Source organism: Francisella philomiragia (assembly GCF_018135955.1).
GTDB lineage: Bacteria > Pseudomonadota > Gammaproteobacteria > Francisellales > Francisellaceae > Francisella > Francisella philomiragia.
The window spans coordinates 1,123,935-1,145,222 of the sequence record NZ_CP063138.1 but is presented as its reverse complement, the minus strand read 5'-3'; the positions used below and the strand labels follow the sequence as shown (position 1 = coordinate 1,145,222).

Below are 21,288 nucleotides of genomic sequence, written 5' to 3'. Positions count from 1 at the left end.
TAACAATGTTTTATGATTGTTGGTATTTATCAGTTTAATGAGTTTATATACAATTTACAATCATTAAAACGATGTGAAAATTAAAACAAAAAATATAGGAGAAATAACATGGCTAAATCATTAGTTGTAATCACAGGAGCAAGTTCTGGAATTGGTGCGGCAATTGCAAAAAGATTTTCTGAAGCAGGTCATTCGCTTTTGCTAATAGGTAGAAGAATAGAAAAGATACAAGAGTTAAATTTACCTAATACAATGATTCGTAAAGTAGATGTGACAGATGCTCAAGCTCTAAAAAATGCTATAAAAGAAGCTGAAGCTGAATACGGTCCAGTTGAGTTGTTGGTTAATAATGCAGGTTTAATGTTGCTTGGTCAAATCGATACACAAGATCCTATTGAATGGCAAAAAATGTACGAAGTGAATGTATTAGCATTATTAAATGGTATTCAATCTGTATTGGGTGATATGAAGGCAAGAAAAAGTGGAACGATTATAAATATCAGTTCAATTGCAGGCAAGAAATCTTTCCCTAATCACGCTGCATATGTTGGTACAAAATTTGCAGTATCTTCAATGAGTGAAAATATACGTGAAGAAGTTGCTGATGATAATGTTAGAATAATGACAATTTGTCCAGGTGCTGTAGAAACTGAGCTTTTAAGTCATACTACATCTGATCAAATTAAATCAGATTATGAAAACTGGAAAGAGTCTATGGGTGGAGTTTTAGTAGCAGATGATATTGCTCGTACAGCTATGTTTATGTTTAGCCAACCACAAAATATAAATATACGAGAAGTTGTAATTGCTGCAACTAGACAGCCTGCATAATCTTACTTTATAAACATAAAAATTATTCTTTAGAGTTTCTATTAAGTCTTTAAATCAAGCTTATTTGTAATATTCAAAATTATTAATCATTATAAAGGTATGTTAAAATTCTAAGCTAATAATTTAATTAAATATGAGCTTATTCTTTAATGTTTCAAAATCAAACTTTTTTATTTTATGACTTGGAAACTACTGGTATTAATAATTCTTTTGACCAAGTATTACAATTTGCTGCGATTCGTACAGATTTGGACTTTAATGAAATTGAAAGGTTTAATTTTTTTGTGAAGCTAAATCCTGATACAACTCCATCTCCAATTGCAACGATAACGCATCATATTTCTATTGCTCAAGCAAATACTGGTGTGTCAGAGTATCAGGCAATTAGGAAAATTCATAAAATCATAAATACACCAGGGACCATTAGTATAGGTTATAATACCCTTGGTTTTGATGATGAGTTTTTGAGATTTGCTTTTTATAAAAATATGCTACCTCCATATAGTCATCAATTTAAAAATGGTTGTTCAAGGGCTGATTTGTTTCCAATAGTTACTTGCTATTATTTGTTTTGTAATGATGTTCTTAAGTGGTCTAAAGTTCTTGATGAAGAAGGACAGCAGAAAATATCTTTGAAGTTAGAAAATTTAAATACAGAAAATAATCTCTATAGTGGTGGTAGAGCTCATGATGCTATTACAGATGTAATTGTCACAGTAGAGTTAGCCAAAAAATTAAGAATAGCTAATCCTAAAATGTGGCAGTTTTTATTGGCAAAGTTTAATAAGCAAAATGATGAAAATACTCTAGCTCAACTAGATATTGGTGTAGAAGTTGGAGGTATTGGGTATAGACAAGCAATTGCTGTAAGTGGAGTTTTTGGTTTTAAAAATAATTTTATGTCAGCCATATTAGATATTGGTCAGCATAGACACTATAAAAATCAAGAGATATTTCTTCGCTTAGATAGTTATGATTTTAAAGATTTTATAGAAGAGTTTGGCAGTTTAGAAGCAGAACATTGGCGACTGACTGTAAATAAGAAATGGGGTGATATTCCGCTAATATTACCTGCTAAAACCCGTTTTGTGGGGAGATTACCTCAAGATAGACTGGATTTGATAAAAGCAAATAAGGAATTTATAAGAAACAATCTAGAAATATTTACTAATTTTGTTGATTATGTATTGGAATATAAGTATCCAGAGATTGAAAATGTTGATATAGATGCAGCGATTTATCAAAGTGACTTTATGAGTGCCGCTGATGAAAGGGGTTGTGATAAATTTCATACTTCACAAATTTATCAAAAAGCGCAAATGCTTAATCAATTACCAAAACCTTATTATGACAGAGCTGTCAGGATAATTGGTAGATTAGACTTTTCAAAACTACCTGATAAAGCCCAAATGGAGTTTCAAGAGTATTTAAATAAGATTGTTAGCCTAGATAATGATGAGCTTTTGATTGATCATAAAGGTAAAACTCGCAAAACTTTGGAAGATATCTATCAAGAAATGCAAGATTTACGCATGAATCGTGATCTAACAGAAGAGCAACAAGCTTTGCTATATGAGTTAGAGGAGTATTTATTTTAGATGAAAGAATTGGAGTCTCTGAAAATAAGTCCAGAAGTCAAAAATATTTTATTTAATAGTAATGATAAAGATTTAGGTATTTTGATAGATATGTTCTATTTAGTTGCTAATCTTTTTGTTTATTCACATTTTTTAAGAATTATAATAAATGGAGGTAGTTTTGATATTAAAAATTATGCACAGTACTTTATTTGTGAAAGTTGTATTAAGAATTTGGCAATAGGCTTAGGAGTATTATTTGATCGAGAAGAAAATTCGGGTAAAGAAACAGGATGTCGATTTTTAAACTCTACTTTTGATGAAGCAGATAAGAATAATATTTTTAATGAAAATTCGTCAATAAAATTTATTTTGTTTCAAAATAAAAAAGGAGAAGTATACGAAGTTTATACAAAAAAGTTAGAAATTTTTAGAAATAAAAGATATGCACATTTGGATTCAGATTTTCATAAATTATTTGATGATTCAAAAGTTGTAAAAGATGATTTTGATAAGATAGCTGAGCTATGTGGAACAATACAAAGTTTATGTGAGAGTATCTTTAATTTTAATTCTAATCAGCGGATAGTTTGTGATGGTTTAAAAAATTCTAGAGAATTATTAGAACTTTATAATTCAGCAGGAAATATCTCTTATGAATAAATTCAACCTAGTAACAAAGTATGCTCCAGCTGGAGATCAGCCAAATGCAATTAAATCCTTAGTTGAAGGTATTAATAATGGGTTACAGCATCAGGTTTTGCTAGGAGTTACAGGCTCTGGTAAAACATATACTATGGCAAATGTGATTCAACAAACACAAAAACCATGTTTGATTGTTGCACATAACAAAACTTTAGCAGCTCAATTATATTCGGAGTTTAAGCAATATTTCCCAGATAATGCAGTTGAGTATTTTGTATCATATTACGATTATTATCAACCTGAGGCTTATGTTGCAGCTTCTGATACTTATATAGAAAAAGATTCATCTGTAAATGAGCATATTGAACAAATGCGTTTGTCAGCTACAAAAGCAATGCTTGAGCGTAATGATGTAATTATAGTTGCAACCGTATCGGCTATTTATGGTCTAGGCGATCCTGAGCAATATATGCAGATGCTTTTGCACCTAAAAGTGGGTGAAGAGCTAGGGCTAAAAAAAGCTCAAACTAAGTTAGTAGAGATGCAATATTCGCGTAATGATATGGATTTCAGTCGTGGTAGTTTTCGAGTTAGGGGAGAAGTATTAGATATATTCCCAGCAGACTCTGAAAAAGATGCTATTCGAGTAGAGTTTTTTGATGATGAGATTGAAGCGATAAATGTGATCGATTCATTAACTTCCAAAAAAATTAAAACATTACACAGAGCAACAATATTCCCAAGTACGCATTATGTTGCATCAAAAGAGCGCAAAGATATAGTTATAGAAGAGATCAAACTAGAACTTAAAGAAAGAGTTAAATATTTTGAGGAAGAAGGTAAACTACTTGAAGCTCAAAGAATAGAACAACGTACTAAGTATGATATTGAAATGATTCAAGAGCTTGGCTACTGTACAGGCATCGAAAATTATTCAAGATTGTTATCAGGTAGAGCTCCTGGTGATCCACCACCAACATTGATTGACTACTTACCAGAAAATGCCTTAGTTATAGTTGATGAGTCGCACGTGACATTACCACAGTTTGGTGGAATGTACAAAGGAGATTTATCTCGTAAATCAAATCTCGTTAACTATGGTTTCAGATTGCCTTCTGCCTTGGATAATAGACCTCTGAAATTTAATGAGTTTGAGAGTCTACTGCCTCAGACAATATATGTATCTGCGACACCCGCTAATTATGAACTTGAAAAGTCTCAAAATACTGTAGAGCAAGTAATCAGACCAACTGGTTTATTAGATCCTGAAGTCTTTGTAAGACCGGTAACTATACAAGTAGAAGATACTTTATCAGAGATAAATAAAGCTATAGCCAAAGAAGAAAGAATCTTGATAACAACTTTAACCAAAAAAATGGCAGAGAACTTAACAGAGTATCTATCTGAGCATGGCGTTAATGTCAGATATCTACATTCTGATATTGATACTGTTGAGAGAGTCCAAATTATTCATGATTTGCGTCATGGTGTATTTGATGTGCTTGTAGGTATTAACCTTCTTAGAGAGGGGCTTGATATGCCGGAGGTTGGAGTTTTATTAATTTTTGATGCTGATAAGGAAGGGTTTTTGCGTTCCGAAAAATCTCTTATTCAAACTATTGGACGTGTGGCTAGAAACCAAAATGGTAGAGCTATTTTGTATGCAGATGTTGTTACAAAATCTATGAAAAAGGCTATGGATGAAACTCTACGTCGTCGTCAACTTCAAGATGAACATAATAAGAAAAACAATATTACGCCTAAAACAATTATCAAAAGTATAGATGATATGTTAGATAGTTCTCCAGAGATGCAAAAACGTGCATATAAAAATAATTCGCGCTTAAAGGTTGATGATGTAGATGTTTCGGCTATACTAGGTATGACTGAAGCTTCGAAGGTTATTAAAGCTCTAGAAAAACGAATGAGAGCTTATGCAAAAGAGCTTGAATTCGAGCAGGCAACAGCAATTAGAGATAAGATAACTGAAATAAAGCAGAAGTTTATTAATTTATAATTTTACGATTTTTAAACAAAGTATATTGGTATTATGGCTATTGAAAGTAAATTAAAAAAAGACAGGCTCTTTTTGCGCTTTACATGGGCTAGGTTAAGGAACTACCTAATTAGAGCAAAAAAAAGTCTATATGCATCTATTATTCTATGTGGTTTAATAGTTGGTGTTGATTTATATTTAGGGGATATTGAATTTGTTACTCAATCGTTAGAGGTTGGAGTTACTCTAGCATTTATATTATTTGTATTCTTTTTCTTAATAACAAAAGATGATAATCCTGTAGATATAATTATTTCAGGTGCAGAAGGCGAAACTACTGTTTTAGATGAACTAAAAAAATTAGATAATAACTTTGTATTATTTAATCGAGTGGTTCTACCAGATGAGAAGTCAACAGTAGGTAATAGAGAAATTGATTTTATTGCAATATCGCGTAAAAGCATATATATAATCGAAGTTAAGAATAATCGTGGCTATATTGAAGTCGAGAATATGGCTGAACGTTGGAATGTCTCAAAAACTTCTCAAAACAACAAAGTCTATGCAAAAACAATAAAAAATCCAATTAGACAAACATTTGCACAGAAAAAAGTACTGCAAACATATCTTTATAAACAAAAAATATATATAAAAGGTATCCCAGTTGTAACGATAGTTATTTTTGCTAATGATGATGCGCAGCTAAGTGAAAATTTCATTGCAGATGATGCCAATCAAGCAGTTTTATCATTAGGAAATCTAATACCTTTTATCAAGGCAAAAGAAGAATATCTAGAAAAAATGCCTACGCGCTCACGTAGAAAAATAATTCGTAAAATAGAGAAAAAATAATGCTCAATAATAGACCTATAGGTGTTTTCGATTCAGGAATTGGTGGTTTAACTGTCGTCAAGAACTTGATGAATATATTACCAAATGAGGATATTATATATTTTGGTGATATTGCTAGAATACCTTATGGGACTAAATCACGAGCGACTATTCAAAAGTTTGCTGCCCAAACGGCTAAATTTCTAATTGATCAAGAAGTCAAAGCAATAATTATTGCCTGTAATACAATATCAGCTATAGCAAAAGATATCGTTCAAGAGATTGCAAAAACAGTTCCTGTTATTGATGTGATAAGTGCTGGAGTTAGCTTAGTCGATAGTCTTAAAACAGTTGGTGTCATAGCAACACCAGCTACTATTAACAGTAATGCATACGCACTACAAATACACAAAAATAATCCTAGCACCGAAGTTTATAGTAGTTCATGTGGTCTTTTTGTATCTATGATTGAAGAGGGATTTATAGAGGGAGAAGTTGTTGAATTAGTAGCTAAACAATATCTTGAGTATTTTAACGATAAAAACATTCAAGCTCTAATTTTGGGTTGTACACATTATCCTATTATCAAAGACAGTATCGCTAAAGCTCTTGATGTAAAGCTTATAGACCCTTCACTACAAGCTAGTAAGATGATTCAGCAACTACTTGTTGAAAATAATCTTTTGAATAAAAACAATTCTAATCCAGAGTATAAATTTTATGTTACAGATATTCCTTTGAAGTTTAGATCTGTTGGAGAGATGTTTTTACAAACACAGATGCAACATCTTGAAATAGTTAGTTTAGATAGTTATTAAAAAATATACTAAAAAAATCTATCATAAGGCTTAAATATTCTACTAAATAAAGCTAAAAAAATGTATGATTTGCTAAACTTGATTATTAAAGTAAGTGTTATAAATGTACGATAAAGATAGTAGAAACGTTATTTTATTAGCCGGAATTGGTGCAATTCTTGAGTTTTATGATTTTGTTCTATATATGATTTTTTCTAAAGAAATCTCAGCAACTTTTTTTGCTCAAATTACAAATCCAACAATTAAAACTTTTTTAACAGTTTTAATATTTTCAATAGCTTACCTTGTCAGACCATTCGCCGGAACTATTTTGGGGATTGTTGGCGATTTGATAGGGCGAAGACGTCTACTATTATTTACAATATTATTAATGGGAACTTGTTCATTGTGTATGGGATTGATGCCTGGATATGCGCAATGGGGATTATATGCGAGCTTTGTGTTTGTGTTATTGCGTATTATGCAAGGTATTGCTTTAGGTGGTGAGCTACCTGGAGCATATGTTATTGTGTATGAATCGGTTAAGGGTAAAATTGGTTTTGCCACTGCCATATTATTTACATTTGTAACGGGTGGATTTTTATTTTCTGATTTTGTAGGTTTTGCTCTTGAGTATGTGTTTGGTGATTTTGCTTGGAGAGCAGGGTTTATCATTGGTGGATTGCTAGGATTTGTCGGTTATTATGTGCGTCGCAATCTTCATGAAACTCCAGAGTTTGAAAGTATTGATAAACAAAAAAGACATTCTTTTGGTTCTTTAGTCTCTACTTATGGTCCAAACTTGTTCGCTGGTATATGTATAGTTATTATAGTAGCCTTTGGCGGTGTGATGTTGACTCTTTATATACATAAATTTGTTGAGGATATTTTAACTGGATATAATTCTGGTCAGATTTCTTTGATTCTAACTCCAAGTGTTTTAACACTAACTTGTTTTACTTTTATTTTTGGCTTTCTATCTGATAAAGTTGGCATTGCAAAAATGTTTATAGCAGGTGCCGGGCTTGTTGTAGTTTGTGCTTTACCTGTGTTTTATTTGATGAGTTATATAGGTAGTGTATCTGCAATTGTTTTTGCATCTATAGCTATTATGCTCTGTTATGCATTAGTTGCGGCTACCTTTATATTTTTACTTTGTGATTTGTTTCCAACAGATGTTAGATTATCAGGAGTAGGTCTTAGTTATAATCTTGCTTTTGCTATAGTTGGAGGGATCGCTCCTTTAGTAAGTACAACGATAATTACTATGACAGCATATAATTTTTTAGGTCCATCTATTGTTGGTATTGTTTGTGGTGTGATTGGCCTACTAGGTGTCTATGTTTATTCCAAAAGAGGAGGCTATCATAAAAATAACGAAGATATGATAGTTAAATTGTAAGTAATTTTAGAGATGAAAGAAGATTTTAAAGTAGTATCAATCGCAGGTATAGGTGCAGTTTTAGAAGTTTATGACTTTTTGTTATATGTGTTATTTTCGGTACAAATTATAAATACATTTTTTGTAGGAATTGATGATTCAGTAATTAAAAGTTTCATTGCTATAGCTATATTTTCTTTAACATATATTGTTAGGCCTTTAGGTGCTATTACCTTAGGAATATTGGGTGATCGATATGGTAGGAAGAAAATATTTACATTTACAATAATTCTTATGGGAATATCATCATTACTAATGGGGATTATGCCTTCTTATGCTACTTTTGGGGTGTTTGCAAGTATAGCTTTTGTGATATTCAGGGTATTGCAAGGGTTTGCTCTAAGTGGAGAATTACCAGCAGCATATGTAATAGTGTACGAGACTAGTTCAAAAAGCATAGGTTTTAAGCTGAGTATATTATTTGCATTTGTTTTATCAGGATTTTTATTTGCAACGACAGTATGTCTGATACTTGAATATTTATTTGATGATTATGCTTGGCGGATTGGTTTTGTATTAGGAGGCTTGTTGGCTATATTTGGTTATTACGTAAGATTAAAGCTAATAGAAACACCTTTATTTAGAAAAATCGCAAGTAGAGATAAAAAGAGCATTATAACGCTTTTCAAACAAAACTATATAAGTATATTTATTGGTTTTTGTTTTGCAATGTTATTTGCTTTAGGAGCAATAATTTTGCTTCAGTATTCTAATTTTTATATTGCAAAATTACTAAATACTAGCAATACAAGTTTAATCATGATTCCAGTACAAATAATAGTTTTAATATCTGTAATAGCATTTGGGTATATATCTGATAAAGTTGGACTTAGTAAAATGTATATTATTGGCTGTTTCATTTTATTGATAGCTATTCCTATAACATTCTACTTGATGTCAGATACTTATAGTGTTTTTATAGGTATGATTTTTTTAATTATTTGCTATTCATTTGGTGCATCGACAACATTGTTTTTCTTGTGTGATATTTTTCCAACAGAATTTAGGTTATCAGGAGTCGCTTTGAGCTATAGTTTAAATTCAGCTTTTGTAGGAGGTGTTTGTCCAATAATTAGTGCAACAGTTATCTCTAAAACAGGAGTTATTTGGTTAGGCCCTGTTGTTATTAGTTTAATTTGCTTAGTATTGGCTTTATTTGCAATCTTGTTGTACAAAAAACTAAGGTTAGGTTTTTACAAACAAAATATTACATAATTGAGGTATTTAATTTTTGATATTGGTTGTCAAAAATTGATAAAAGAAATATTAGCTCGTTATGATAGTATAAATATCTAAAGACATATTTCACTCCTTATTATGAAAAATATATTTTTAACTTTTTTAAGTTTGTTCTTTTTACAAAGTTCTCAAGCGTATTTTGTAAAAATTGCTAAAGATAGTCATATGTCGCAACCTGGATATATTACGACTATTTATGAGCCAAATATACAAGCGACAGCTATAAGCAAGGATGGAACTAAGCTTTTTTCAATATTCAGGCCAAGCGATAATTATTGTCTAAATGTTACAAAAATATCATATTCAATTAGCAATGCAGGATCATTTATTAGCTGTTTTGATAATCAATATACTGTAGGTAATAAAGTTAATAAAATAATTTTAGATAAATTAGGAAAAACTTTTTATATATTATCAAATTATAATATTTTGGCTTACAACATTTCTCCTATTACAAATAGTATTACTGGAAAAGTTTTTAGTAAGCATTTTACTCAAAAAATTGTTGATGCTAAATTAGTGAGTGAAGGAGAATATTTGTATTTGTTAACCACAAGTGATAAAAGTCAAAAAGGTAAGCTAATTGTCTACAAAGTTAATACAGATGGATCATTAGATGAGCTTAATATTATTAGATTGAATTATAAGCCTAAGAAAATAATATTTGATAATATTGAAAGCGTATATATACAGAGTGATAAAAGCATCTATTTTTATAGTTTTTTAGGAAATGGAAATATTATAAAAGACAACAAAATAATAACTATATCTTCAGGTGAAATATTAGATTTTTCAGTCATTACAGAAAATAGTACTGCGAGTAAAATAATATTGGCAGAAAAAGAAAATATAGAAGGGCAAAATGTTGAACAGGGAGCGGTTAGTGTATACAAGTTTTCTAGTGATATGGTAAGACTATTGTATAAAAATTCATATGAAAATATACCTTTGCAAGTAGCATCATATATCAATAAGGCAACTAATCAAGAGTCGATGATAGCTGTTTTTGAGAATGAGTATAAAGTTAGTTCAGTTACTAATAGCTTTTTAATGTTAAACTTTGAATCTAAAAATGATGGAAGTCTTATAAGCATATATCAAAAAGACAATATGGTAGGGATTATATCATCTCAGTCAGCAATTATTTATGATTTAAAAGATGATGGATTATTAGCAGTTTTAAGTTTGGGTGAAGTTTCTGATAAAAGTTCTTTTATGTCAGATAAATTTATAGGTGCTGGTAATGAAAAAAGTATTAATATCTTTCAAATATAAATTTGCTCGATCTATGATTGTATTTGTTATAAAAGGTTTGTAGCTCTGTTTTGTATAATTATAGATGTATGAATATTAGTTAAAATTTAATATATTGTTTATACAAAAGTAAGTTTTTTGTATACAAAAATAAGTATTTATTATACTATGAATTTGTTAGATTATTTTATTTGGAGGTCTTTCATATATGTCTAATGATAGCATTTTTTCAGGTTATGCTCCTTATTCAGGAGTATATGATGAAATTTTTTCTGATGAGGGGCGTGTGCGTGACGATGTTTCTCAGGCGATAAAAACTATAGATGAGTTAAGTGTAGAATCTTTATATGAAAAGCAGAAATTTGTTGATGCTTCTTTTCTGAAGAATGGGATTACATTTACTGTTTATAGTGATAGTCAGGGCACAGAAAAGATTTTTCCGTTTGATTTAATTCCAAGAATAATTTCAGAAAAAGAATGGCAAGAACTTGAAAAGGGTTTGAAACAACGACTTAAAGCGTTGAATGCGTTCTTAAATGACATATATGATGAGCAAAAAATATTAGAAGATGGTGTAATACCTAGAGAGCTTGTTGAATCATCAGAGGAATATCTACCCGAGATGAGAGGTGTAAAACCACCACACGGAGTATATTGCCATATTGCAGGACTTGACCTTATCAAAGATGAAAGTGGTTTTATGGTTCTAGAAGATAATGTAAGAACTCCATCAGGCGTTTCTTATGTCTTGGAAAACCGTAACTCTTTAATGAAAGTACTTCCTGAAGCATTTTCAAATGCTAATATCAAAAAAGTAGTAGACTATCCAACTGAATTGAGAAAAGCTCTATCAAGTATATCTCCAGTTGTAGATGGTAAAAAAGGCTTGAGTGTGGTTTTAACACCAGGACAATATAACTCAGCATATTTTGAGCATAGTTATTTGGCTCGTAAAATGGGGTGTGAATTAGTTCAAGGTTCAGATCTTTTTGTACATAATAATTATGTATATCTCAAAACAACTAAAGGACCTAAGCTTGTAACTGTCGTTTATAGAAGAATAGATGATAAGTTCTTAGATCCGGAGTTTTTTAATCCGGAAAGTATGCTAGGTGTACCGGGTATAATAGAAGCTTACAAGGCGGGTAATGTGGTTTTAGCAAATGCTGTTGGCAATGGTATAGCAGATGATAAAGCAATATATCCATATGTTCATAAAATGATTGAATATTACCTTAATGAGAAGCCAATATTAGCTCAAGTTAAAACATATTTCTGTAGTGAAGAAAATGATAGAAATTATGTTTTGAGTAATCTTGATAAGCTAGTTGTTAAAGAAGCTAATGGTTCTGGTGGTTATGGCATGTTAATTGGTCCTCAGGCTAGTGTAGAAGAGTTACAAGAGTTTGCGGCTAAGATAAAAGAAAAACCAAGAGCGTATATAGCTCAACCATTAGTAGAACTATCTACAAGTCCTACCTTTATAGATGGCAAGGTACTACCAAGAAGAGTGGATTTGAGAGCATTTTTAGTCAGTGGTAAAGATACATGGATATTACCAGGAGGGCTTGCAAGAGTTGCTCTTAAAGAAGGATCATATGTTGTGAATTCTAGTCAAGGTGGTGGTTCAAAAGATACTTGGGTTTTAGGGAGATAAAAAATGATAATATCTCGTACAGCAGAAAATTGTTTTTGGTTAAGTAGAAATATTGAAAGAGTTCAGATGTTAACTAATGCTATCGATGTGGCATATAATGTAGAGCTTGAAATATATGGTGATGCTGAAGATATTTGGTATCCTTTGGTTGTGGTATTAGGTGGTAAAGAGGCGTTTATTAAAAAATACGGCTACAGTGCGAGATCTAATGCTAGAAAAATTCAAGAATTTCTGATTTGGGATAAGGATAACCCATCTTCGATATATTCTTCGTTATCCTCTGCACGTGAAAATGCTAGAATAATAAGAGATCTTATAGCTGCAGATATGTGGGAAGAGATTAATGAATTGTGGTTATGGATTAACTCACCAGAAACTCATAGGCTTTCTATTACGAGTTTAGATAGTTTTTGTAAAAAAATAATAAAATTTTGCTTTTTATGGATAGGCTTCTATCATAACTTTATTCTCAGAAATGATACTTACAATTTTATGAAGTTAGGTATGCTTATTGAAAGAGTCGACTTCACATTAAGATTAGGAGATATACATCACCATAGGCATATAAGTCTTACATCAAAGAATGAAACTACAGATGAATCACAGTATTGGCAAGAAATGTTGCTAAATACAATGTCTAAAGATGCTTTTATGCGTAAAGCAGAACTAGATGTTAATAGAAAAGATGTAGCGGAATTTCTATTAAAGTCAGATGATTATCCTAGAACAGTTACATTTTGTTTAAATGATTGTCTTGCTGTATTAAAGAGAATGTCTTATCATTCAACGGGAGTCGGTATGCAGTCTAGAACAAAAGTAGAGGAAATTATAAAATACTTTGAAAGTAATACAACAGAATCATTGCTAGAAAAAAATCATGATTTTATTACTTATCTGATAAACTCAATGGCAGAACTTACAACTATTATTTCAAAAGAATTCTTTATATCTGATGTAGATTTCTACGTAGCAATGTTAGAAGGGTAGAAATAAAAAGGAAAAATATTTAATGTTTAGTAATATCTTGGCTATATCTTCTGACTGTCCAATATCTCCACGAATTAATTTTTTAGTAGATGACACTACAACACTACAAGAATTTATGTGGGGTATAGGATGGTATCATGATAATCATAATGCTGTATCAATTATGAAGGATAATCATGTTGAAAATCTAGAGGCATTACGTGCTTTGTTCGATGGTAATCCAAATTTTTGTTCAAGTACTTTTATTGGACATATTTATAGTCATAGCTTGTTTGATAAAACTAATTTAAATCTTCAGCCATTTATGAAGCCTCATGCAGGCAAAGAGTGGACTATAGTTCACAATGGTGATTTAAATAGAATGTATCAAAATACATTGATTTTAACTTTTTCTGATTATGAACCTGTTGGTAAAACTGATTCAGAGTACATATTATGCTGGATTCTTTCTCAATTAAGGAAAAAAAATATTAGAGAGTTAAATGATGATAATCTGTTTTATGTTTATGATTTATTAAAACAGATAAATCAAGTCGGACAAGTAAACTTAGTTCTCTCTAATGGTGATGTAACAATAGTTTATCAAGACAAAGATGACTTTAATCCAATTTATTATAAAAAATTCTTCCCTCCGTCAAATAGTAATAATCTCGATATTGGCTATGTAAATGTAGCTACTGGGTTATATGAAGATGAGCTTAGAACTTATACAATATTCTCAAATAATACTAATGTGGATAATACATGGAGAAAATTATTACCAGGTCAAATGGTAGCTGTTTCTCATGGACGAGTTATATGGAATAGCGATAAAAATAGTAGTAACTATGGTGGTCATACATATCAGCCTGATCAGCTAAATGTTCCGACTGAGATCAAAACATTTAAGAGCTCAGAAAGAATATTGGATATTATTCATACAACAAAATATACTTATGAATTTCCAGTTAATCTAAGTAAGCATAATATTCGGATGAAGCCGATTGTAGATCCAAAACAGCGCATACTTAATTATGATCTTAGTATATCTGTTGCTTGTGAAAAAGAGGAGTATACAGATGTTTTTGGTAATGATGTTGTTTTTCTAAAAACTAAAGAGCCCTATAAAGAGTTTACTATAGAAATGAAAACTAAAGTCGCTGTAAGTACTGATCACAGCGTACGTAAGAGATCAATAAACTCACGGACAACTATGCCAATTTCTTGGATGCCATGGCAAAGACAAATGATGACACCATATCTACTATCTGTAGAGTTACCACAAACTCAGCTTGAAGAGTTGATGGATTATGCTGTATCTTTTGTCAAAAGAAATGATAGTGATATTATGGCGGTGCTTGATGATATTAATAAAACAATCTATTACGAATATAAATATGTCTCAGGCTCTACTACTTTTGCTACAACTGCTTATGATGTTTATATTACTAGACAGGGTGTTTGTCAAGATTTCTCAAATTTATTTATTTGCTTGGCAAGACTTTTAGGTGTGCCTGCTCGTTATCGTTCAGGCTATATATTTAATGGTGGTCACTATAGTAATACTGAAATGAGTGATGCAACTCATGCTTGGGTTGAAGTATATATACCTTGGGTTGGCTGGATAGGATATGATCCTACAAATGGTTGTGAAGTTAATAGTGATCACGTGCGTATTGCTTGTGGCAGAACATATATTGATGCTACACCAACAGCCGGAACAATTTATCGTGGAGGTGGCACTGAGTCTTTATCCATAAATGTTAAAGTCTTTGATGTTACTGGGATATTATAGTTTTATCTAAAAAAGATTCTTGTGATAAATATTAAAATTACATTCTACAGCTAATAAATGGTATGTATTTGGGAATAAGTTTTTAAATGGTTCGATAGAGTGATGTTTATATCCACATTTTGTGTACCACTCTTTAAGGATTTCCTTACTCGGATTAATGTAATGTTTGGGCGTAAGTAACTCAAGTTGCATTATCCTAAAACCACTATTCCTTGCCCAATCTTCTGCGGCATTGACAAGCTTAGTGCCAATACCAAGACCTCTATGATTAAAGGCAGTAGCAAGCATCCCAAATTCAGCTATACTCTCTGAGAGTTTTGTGACTTTTACAGAACCAATAATTTCATTATTATTTGTTGCGATAATTATCTGATTTTGATTAATTAAAGTCTGCATCTCGTCAAAAGTTACTCTTTTAGCTGAGTTTATCCATAAATCTCCTTCAGCAACTTTATAGGCATCGTTGATAATCTTTACAAGACTATTAATTTCTTTCGTACTTATATTATTTATGTTTGCAAAGCTAATTAGTATCTTGTTCATGATTCTTTCTGTGTTAATAGAACACTTACGATATTTATAAAATATTTGACTCCATATAACATTGCTTCATTACTTAGGTCAAAAGTTGGTTCATGTACCATAGATGTAAAACCTTTTGCTTCATTTTTAACTCCTAAGAGAGCATAACATGCAGGAATTTTTTTAGCAAAATAAGAGAAATCTTCTGATGCCATCCATGGATAATTAGCCTCTATAACATTATCTTCACCAAATACACGTTTTGCACTAGCTATACACTTAGTAGCAATTTTTTCATTATTTCTAGTTTCAGGGTAGCCATGAATATAGTTGATTTCTACGTTACCTTTGTACGTATTTGCAATCCCATTAGCTATTTCATGTATACGTTTTTTTGCAATATTTTGACCAAAAGAACTTAAAAACCGAACGGCACCTTTTAGTTTTGCTTGATCGGGAATTACATTAAATGCTGACCCAGATTCTATTGCGGTTACAGAAACAACTATAGGGTCAAAGCTATCGGCATTTCTAGAAACAATTGTTTGAACTTGATTGATAAATTGAGCAGCCATAATGATAGGGTCATTAGCCTTTATAGGAGTACTAGCGTGTCCACCTTTACCGTGAAATATTATTTCGAATAAATCAACACCAGCCATAGCTACAGGAGTTGATATTTGCATATATCCTTCATTGATAATAGGATAAACATGAATTCCATATATTTCATTTACATTATCTAAAGCGCCATCCTTAATCATTGCTGGAGCGCCACCTGGCAAGACTTCTTCAGAAGGCTGAAATATAAACCGAATGTTTACATTTAGCATAGTTTTATTTTTAACAAGCTGTTGGGCAGCAACTAAAACCATAGCACAATGAGCATCATGTCCACACATATGTGCTTTGCCATCTATTTTTGACTTATATTGACAGGTATTTTGCTCATGAATTGGTAGGGCATCCATATCAGCTCGAAAAGCGATGGTCTTGTTTGCATTTGGGACAATTAGATCAGCAACTAGTCCAGTTTTTCCAATTGATTTTTGAACTTTTAAACCTATTTTCTCTAGTTCTTTAGTTATATACTCAGCTGTATTGTATACATCAAAGCCAAGCTCTGGGTGCTGATGTATATGTTGACGAATTCTTTGAAGCTCTTCAATGGCATTATCAGATATATTAATCATCTTGTTTTTATCATATATAGTTATAGTTTAGATTATTACACAAACTTAAATATTTTTCATAGTCATGTATACTTGCAAATACTACTTAATAAAACTATGTAAATATTAAAAGTTATGAATTCGGTAAAAAAAGTATTTTCTATAATCATGTTATTAATATTTCTTAATATTAATGCTCAAGCGAGTTTTGTTCGTACGAGCAAAGATAATCATAAAGCACAACCTGGATATATAAGCACAATAAATGAATCAAATATTCAAGCTTTAGCTATATCCGAAGGAAAAAATTCTAGGTTATATTCAATATATCGTGATGGTCCACAATATTGTATTAGTGCTATAAAATTGGGCTACTCTATAAATAATAGTGCGGTGTTTTCTAGTTGTTTTGATAGTGAAACAAATGTTGGAAGTAAAGTTATAAAAGCACTTACCTCTAAAAATGGTGATCGTTTATATTTGTTTTCGAAGCATATTATTTCTGAATATAGTATGTCACCAATCTCAAACAAAGTTAATTCGCAAATATCAAGTGAGCATATAGCCCAAAATATTATGGCTGTTGAGATGTTTAAAAATAAAATTTATGTTCTCACACATGAGGAAGATAGCAATAAAGGTTCCTTAATTATATTTACCATAGGAAATGATGGTGTTTTAGATAAGACAGACTCTAGGTCTTTGAGCTATACTCCAACTGGATTTAAATTTTATGAAGATGCAGGCTTTGATTATGTTTATGTTAGATCTAAAGAGCAGATATATAAATATGATATTTTGAATGATGGCACAATTAATCGTTCTAGTAAGCTAGTAGATTACCCAGGTAATACAATTAAGGACTTTGGAATACTAAAAGATAGTGATAAAAAAACACTACGAATGGTGGTGGCTTTAAAAAATGGTGACTCTGGTCTTAGCCAAGGTGCTTTGAAACTATATATACTTAATGGTGTGGGAGTGAGATTAACATCAAGTGTTAATCTAGAACTAGAGCCTTATCAAATATATGCATATGATGAAAAACAGATGTTTCTAGTAGCATATGAGTATAGCTTTGATATTAGAGAGATTAACGCTAAAACAAATGCGATAGAAGATAAACTTATTTTGCAAAGAGGTTTTGATGCTTCGCTTATTGATGTGGAGCATGTCGATAAGGTTACAGCCATAATGAGTGAATCGGCTATACAAGTATTTAATGGGTTTGTCTTATCTCAAGCATTTTATCTAAAAGATAAACCTCTTCAGCTCATATTCAGTTCAGATGCTCATTTTGTGGGAGTGGCTAATAAAGATAGCGTAGATGTCTATGAAATAGTTAGACCTAATGAAAATTAAAACTTTTTATGAAACATATTAAAATAGATAAATAGTACAAACTAAGTGTTATAATGAAAATGTGATCAAACTCCATTTATTTGATTTTTTGAAGTTTCGTCGCAAGTATGTTTAAAGTTAATCTTAAGGATATTCACTATGAAAAAATTTATTTTTATTTTTGTATTTATTATTTTTTCTGCTTCGGTATATGCTGCAGATGAACAATTAACTAGTGGTGATTTAAATTGTTTACAGGAACAAAAACATCATGGGGAAATAAAAACTTGTATACCATCAAAAAAGCCAGATAATTGTTCAGAAGAAAACTATGAAAAACTAAAATCAAGTGTTCAGGAATGTAGTTTTAAAGTCAGAGGTGCATTAAGATCAGCACTATAAACAAATTCTTTATAAAACCTGTCTTTCTATTATAAATGTTAATAACGGTTGTATATTAGTTCTGTAAATGTAGAATTTATTCAAATCAAGATTTTTAGTTAATATTATCATGCAAGAATCATTGAAACTAAGCGAATTTCTTGAGCTTATAAAAAGTACTATAGAAATGAGCTTTGGATATGAAGGCTTTTGGGTAGTTGCAGAGTTATCTGAATGGCGTAGATCTGGTAAGCATTACTATGGTGAGCTTATAGAGCATGATGGGGTTAGTAAATTTCCTATAGCTAAAATTAGATGTAATTGCTGGGCAAATAAAGTTGATTATATTCATAGTAAATTTAGTCAAGCTACTGGTGAAACTCTAAAAACAGATATGAAAGTCTTATTTAGGGTAAGTGTAAATTATCATACTAGCTTTGGTCTTAGTCTAAATATAATAGATATAGATCCTGCTTTTACACTTGGTGATAGGCAAGCTCGTAAAATTGAGATTCTACAAAAATTATCTAAAAACGGCATTCTAGAGAAAAATAAAGTTCTTAATATGCCAGATGATTTTACCAATGTTGCAGTAATCACAAGTATGACTGCTGCAGGTAAAGGAGATTTCTTCGAAGAGGCTGATAAATTACAAGATTTAAATTTATGTAACTTTGATATATATGAAGCAAAGATGCAAGGTGCAGAATGTGCAAAAAGTGTCTCAACAGCATTTGCTAAAATAGCAACAATCGCTGATAAATATGATGCGATAGTATTAATCCGAGGAGGGGGCTCTCAAGCTGATCTTGACTGGTTTAATAATATACTACCAGCTGAAAGCATTTGTAATAGTGAAATTCCTGTGCTAGTTGGTATAGGACATGAGAGAGATAGTACAGTTTTAGATGAGATATGTACAAAAAGATTTGATACACCATCTAAGGTTATAAATTATATAGCTAATACAATTGTTGATAATGCAATAAACGCTAAATATAATTATGAATCGATAGTAAGAATCACTAAAAATTTAGCTAAACAGAATAAACATCAATTGGATAATCTGTATCATAATTTTAAAACATGTATAGAACATTATCTCTATCAAATGAGTCAAAGTGTTGATCATAACTATAAAGAATCTACTTCTATAGCAAGGGGAGTTTCTAAACTATATGAAAAAACCGTGAATACTATGTATGAAAATATACTATTAAGCTCAAAAAGATTGATAAGAAGTTACGAAAATAACATTTATAATTCATATAATCAATCAACCAATACAGCTCGAAATATTTTAAAATACTATAATCAAACAAGCGAATCTCTTTATAAGCAGATATTATCTGTATCAATAGAGCCAACCCTTAAAAGAGGCTTTAGCTTGACAAAGACAATAGATGGCAAATATATAACAACTCAAAAACAAGCGCAAGCATACTTAGATTTAGAGATAGTTTATGCCGATGGACATATACAAGTAGAGGTGAAAGAAAATGGCAACTCAAAGTAAAAAATTTGCAAAAAATTATCAAATATTAGAAGAGATTAATGAGAAGCTTCAAGAGCAACAAGATAATCCTGCTCTGTTAGATGAATTAGCACCAATGCTAGAACAAGCTTCAAAAAGTTATCAGTTATGTAAAGAAAGAATTGCTGCAGCTCAGAAGTTTATAGATGAATTTGAAGGTAATGACTAGAAAACCATTCCTGGCATTTGCCATATTCCAGCTGTTCTAAGAGTATCTTTGATTATTAGTATTTTTTCTTGTTGCTGTGCTGGTTTATTAATATCATAATTTGTTCTAGCAGTTATGTTAAACATTTTGATAGGTAATTTAGCATTGTAAATTTCTTGCTCAAAAATAGAGTTTGCTCTACGGATGTGAGAGTCAGAGCTTATTAGTAGAATATTTTTAATAGGTCTATTTATTTTTTTGATTATATTTATCGTATTGATAGCATTGGTGACAGTGCTAGTTGATTGATCCTCTTGTATTATACTTTGTGCAGAAATACCATGCTTAATTAACCATTGTTTCATTTGGTATGATTCTGTCACACCTTCGTGAGCAACTCCACCTGATACTATGATTATCGCATTAGGGTATTTCTTGTGTGCTGCTAGGGTTATTTTTAGTCTATCAACTAATATATTGCTCATAGAGCCATCATCATTTAATGAATATCCTAATGTAACTATTGCTAAAGAGTTTTGATCAATATCTTTTAATTGATCTAATTTTGAGTTTATGCCTAAGTTGAAGTTGGTTTTAGCAGTTTGTATTGCTCGTATAAAGTGAGGCATTTTTGACCATTTAGATTCTTTAAGAATTGCAATGTTTTGATCAAAATTATTGGGATCCCAAATTAAAGAATATGCGGCTAAGAATATTTGTAATATTGGGTTATTATAAGAGCTTATCGTGCCAAGTGAGCTTAATGTTTTTCTAGCATCATTTACTGAATTATTAGATATTTCTAAAGATGCTAATGCAAGGGTGAGCTGTGTATTGATATAACTATTAGGCTTAGATTTTTTAAGAGCATTTTTTAAAGAGTTGATTGAACCTTGTAAGTCGCCTCTTTGGGTAATTGAACCGTCATTTTTATCATCAGTTGAAACACTCAAATCATACTGGATATTTGCTATTGCAGTTTGTTGATTGTTTAAGATATCAAGATTGAAATTATTTGATCGAGCTGCAAATGTTAAAATAGGTAAAGTTATAATTAGTAAGCTTAAGATAATTTTTTTTGAGATTTTCATATTTATGTTTTTGTTATCAAGTATTATAAGATGATATAAAAAAGTTACTATAAATTAAATCTCTTTATAA

19 protein-coding genes are annotated in these 21,288 nt (G+C 30.9%); 16 read left to right on the top strand and 3 right to left on the bottom strand.

What is annotated here, in order from left to right; translation table 11 throughout:
* The first annotated feature begins 108 nt into the window (after window positions 1-108).
* From IMS64_RS05580 to IMS64_RS05525, 12 genes are all read left to right on the top strand, one after another.
* Complete coding sequence (locus IMS64_RS05580; protein ID WP_012279650.1) at window positions 109-831, top strand: SDR family oxidoreductase; 723 nt, start codon at window positions 109-111, stop codon at window positions 829-831.
* A 149-nt stretch (window positions 832-980) separates the two neighbouring features.
* Complete coding sequence (locus tag IMS64_RS05575; RefSeq protein ID WP_211490107.1) at window positions 981-2,429, top strand: exodeoxyribonuclease I; 1,449 nt, start codon at window positions 981-983, stop codon at window positions 2,427-2,429.
* The gene (locus IMS64_RS05570; RefSeq protein WP_211490106.1) at window positions 2,430-3,071 is read left to right on the top strand and encodes a hypothetical protein; all 642 of its coding nucleotides are present in this window, start codon (window positions 2,430-2,432) and stop codon (window positions 3,069-3,071) included.
* Window positions 3,064-5,070 (top strand): excinuclease ABC subunit UvrB, encoded by a 2,007-nt coding sequence (uvrB, locus tag IMS64_RS05565; protein ID WP_211490105.1) that lies wholly within the window; start codon window positions 3,064-3,066, stop codon window positions 5,068-5,070. Before IMS64_RS05570 ends, uvrB begins: the two co-directional genes overlap by 8 nt.
* Window positions 5,071-5,103: 33 nt before the next feature.
* Window positions 5,104-5,901: a nuclease-related domain-containing protein gene (locus tag IMS64_RS05560; RefSeq protein WP_012279647.1), complete on the top strand. Its 798-nt coding sequence runs from the start codon at window positions 5,104-5,106 to the stop codon at window positions 5,899-5,901.
* Complete coding sequence (gene murI / locus IMS64_RS05555; RefSeq protein WP_211490104.1) at window positions 5,901-6,698, top strand: glutamate racemase; 798 nt, start codon at window positions 5,901-5,903, stop codon at window positions 6,696-6,698. Before IMS64_RS05560 ends, murI begins: the two co-directional genes overlap by 1 nt.
* 103 nt (window positions 6,699-6,801) lie before the next feature.
* On the top strand, window positions 6,802-8,079 hold the full coding sequence (locus IMS64_RS05550; protein ID WP_211490103.1) for an MFS transporter: 1,278 nt from the start codon (window positions 6,802-6,804) through the stop codon (window positions 8,077-8,079).
* Window positions 8,080-8,091: 12 nt separating this feature from the next.
* On the top strand, window positions 8,092-9,333 hold the full coding sequence (locus IMS64_RS05545; RefSeq protein ID WP_004287974.1) for an MFS transporter: 1,242 nt from the start codon (window positions 8,092-8,094) through the stop codon (window positions 9,331-9,333).
* A 102-nt stretch (window positions 9,334-9,435) separates the two neighbouring features.
* Window positions 9,436-10,632: a hypothetical protein gene (locus tag IMS64_RS05540; protein ID WP_211490102.1), complete on the top strand. Its 1,197-nt coding sequence runs from the start codon at window positions 9,436-9,438 to the stop codon at window positions 10,630-10,632.
* A gap of 187 nt (window positions 10,633-10,819) precedes the next feature.
* On the top strand, window positions 10,820-12,268 hold the full coding sequence (locus IMS64_RS05535; protein ID WP_004287972.1) for a circularly permuted type 2 ATP-grasp protein: 1,449 nt from the start codon (window positions 10,820-10,822) through the stop codon (window positions 12,266-12,268).
* 66 nt (window positions 12,269-12,334) lie between these two features.
* Window positions 12,335-13,255, top strand: a complete 921-nt coding sequence (locus IMS64_RS05530) for an alpha-E domain-containing protein (RefSeq protein WP_234359907.1) — start codon at window positions 12,335-12,337, stop codon at window positions 13,253-13,255.
* A 22-nt stretch (window positions 13,256-13,277) separates the two neighbouring features.
* Entirely contained in the window at window positions 13,278-15,029 is a 1,752-nt protein-coding gene (locus tag IMS64_RS05525) for a class II glutamine amidotransferase (protein ID WP_004287970.1), read from the top strand.
* 6 nt (window positions 15,030-15,035) lie between these two features.
* Here IMS64_RS05525 and IMS64_RS05520 read toward each other — a convergent pair whose 3' ends face one another.
* Both IMS64_RS05520 and IMS64_RS05515 read right to left on the bottom strand, forming a co-directional pair.
* Window positions 15,036-15,572, bottom strand: a complete 537-nt coding sequence (locus IMS64_RS05520) for a GNAT family N-acetyltransferase (protein WP_004287969.1) — start codon at window positions 15,570-15,572, stop codon at window positions 15,036-15,038.
* Window positions 15,569-16,744 carry a M20 metallopeptidase family protein gene (locus IMS64_RS05515; RefSeq protein WP_211490101.1) on the bottom strand — a complete coding sequence of 392 codons (1,176 nt, stop codon included), beginning with the start codon at window positions 16,742-16,744 and terminating at the stop codon, window positions 15,569-15,571. The genes IMS64_RS05520 and IMS64_RS05515 overlap by 4 nt, the downstream gene beginning before the upstream one ends.
* A 147-nt stretch (window positions 16,745-16,891) precedes the next feature.
* Here IMS64_RS05515 and IMS64_RS05510 point away from each other — a divergent pair, with 147 nt between their 5' ends.
* The 4 genes from IMS64_RS05510 to xseB all read left to right on the top strand — a co-directional run bounded on the left by IMS64_RS05510 (window position 16,892) and on the right by xseB (window position 20,148).
* Window positions 16,892-18,085, top strand: coding sequence for a hypothetical protein (locus IMS64_RS05510; RefSeq protein WP_244972887.1), 1,194 nt, complete (start codon window positions 16,892-16,894; stop codon window positions 18,083-18,085).
* A gap of 138 nt (window positions 18,086-18,223) precedes the next feature.
* A complete protein-coding gene (locus tag IMS64_RS05505; RefSeq protein ID WP_211490099.1) occupies window positions 18,224-18,466 on the top strand; it encodes a hypothetical protein in 243 nt (80 codons plus the stop codon).
* 109 nt (window positions 18,467-18,575) lie between these two features.
* A complete protein-coding gene (gene xseA / locus IMS64_RS05500) occupies window positions 18,576-19,961 on the top strand; it encodes an exodeoxyribonuclease VII large subunit (protein WP_211490098.1) in 1,386 nt (461 codons plus the stop codon).
* Window positions 19,945-20,148, top strand: a complete 204-nt coding sequence (gene xseB, locus IMS64_RS05495; RefSeq protein WP_004287964.1) for an exodeoxyribonuclease VII small subunit — start codon at window positions 19,945-19,947, stop codon at window positions 20,146-20,148. The genes xseA and xseB overlap by 17 nt, the downstream gene beginning before the upstream one ends.
* Here xseB and IMS64_RS05490 read toward each other — a convergent pair.
* Window positions 20,145-21,218 (bottom strand): YdcF family protein, encoded by a 1,074-nt coding sequence (locus IMS64_RS05490; protein WP_211490097.1) that lies wholly within the window; start codon window positions 21,216-21,218, stop codon window positions 20,145-20,147. The genes xseB and IMS64_RS05490 overlap by 4 nt on opposite strands.
* Window positions 21,219-21,288: the final 70 nt, after the last annotated feature.

Bases quoted from the DNA above. Each gene is read 5' to 3' on its own strand.
- IMS64_RS05510 (WP_244972887.1), top strand. From the start codon at position 16,892: ATGTTATTAATATTTCTTAATATTAATGCTCAAGCGAGTTTTGTTCGT.
- xseA (WP_211490098.1), top strand. From the start codon at position 18,576: ATGCAAGAATCATTGAAACTAAGCGAATTTCTTGAGCTTATAAAAAGT.
- IMS64_RS05525 (WP_004287970.1), top strand. From the start codon at position 13,278: ATGTTTAGTAATATCTTGGCTATATCTTCTGACTGTCCAATATCTCCA.
- xseB (WP_004287964.1), top strand. From the start codon at position 19,945: ATGGCAACTCAAAGTAAAAAATTTGCAAAAAATTATCAAATATTAGAA.
- IMS64_RS05580 (WP_012279650.1), top strand. From the start codon at position 109: ATGGCTAAATCATTAGTTGTAATCACAGGAGCAAGTTCTGGAATTGGT.
- IMS64_RS05560 (WP_012279647.1), top strand. From the start codon at position 5,104: ATGGCTATTGAAAGTAAATTAAAAAAAGACAGGCTCTTTTTGCGCTTT.
- IMS64_RS05550 (WP_211490103.1), top strand. From the start codon at position 6,802: ATGTACGATAAAGATAGTAGAAACGTTATTTTATTAGCCGGAATTGGT.
- IMS64_RS05505 (WP_211490099.1), top strand. From the start codon at position 18,224: ATGAAAAAATTTATTTTTATTTTTGTATTTATTATTTTTTCTGCTTCG.
- IMS64_RS05530 (WP_234359907.1), top strand. From the start codon at position 12,335: ATGTTAACTAATGCTATCGATGTGGCATATAATGTAGAGCTTGAAATA.
- IMS64_RS05515 (WP_211490101.1), bottom strand. From the start codon at position 16,744: ATGATTAATATATCTGATAATGCCATTGAAGAGCTTCAAAGAATTCGT.
- IMS64_RS05490 (WP_211490097.1), bottom strand. From the start codon at position 21,218: ATGAAAATCTCAAAAAAAATTATCTTAAGCTTACTAATTATAACTTTA.
- murI (WP_211490104.1), top strand. From the start codon at position 5,901: ATGCTCAATAATAGACCTATAGGTGTTTTCGATTCAGGAATTGGTGGT.
- IMS64_RS05575 (WP_211490107.1), top strand. From the start codon at position 981: ATGTTTCAAAATCAAACTTTTTTATTTTATGACTTGGAAACTACTGGT.
- IMS64_RS05535 (WP_004287972.1), top strand. From the start codon at position 10,820: ATGTCTAATGATAGCATTTTTTCAGGTTATGCTCCTTATTCAGGAGTA.
- IMS64_RS05520 (WP_004287969.1), bottom strand. From the start codon at position 15,572: ATGAACAAGATACTAATTAGCTTTGCAAACATAAATAATATAAGTACG.
- IMS64_RS05540 (WP_211490102.1), top strand. From the start codon at position 9,436: ATGAAAAATATATTTTTAACTTTTTTAAGTTTGTTCTTTTTACAAAGT.
- IMS64_RS05545 (WP_004287974.1), top strand. From the start codon at position 8,092: ATGAAAGAAGATTTTAAAGTAGTATCAATCGCAGGTATAGGTGCAGTT.
- uvrB (WP_211490105.1), top strand. From the start codon at position 3,064: ATGAATAAATTCAACCTAGTAACAAAGTATGCTCCAGCTGGAGATCAG.
- IMS64_RS05570 (WP_211490106.1), top strand. From the start codon at position 2,430: ATGAAAGAATTGGAGTCTCTGAAAATAAGTCCAGAAGTCAAAAATATT.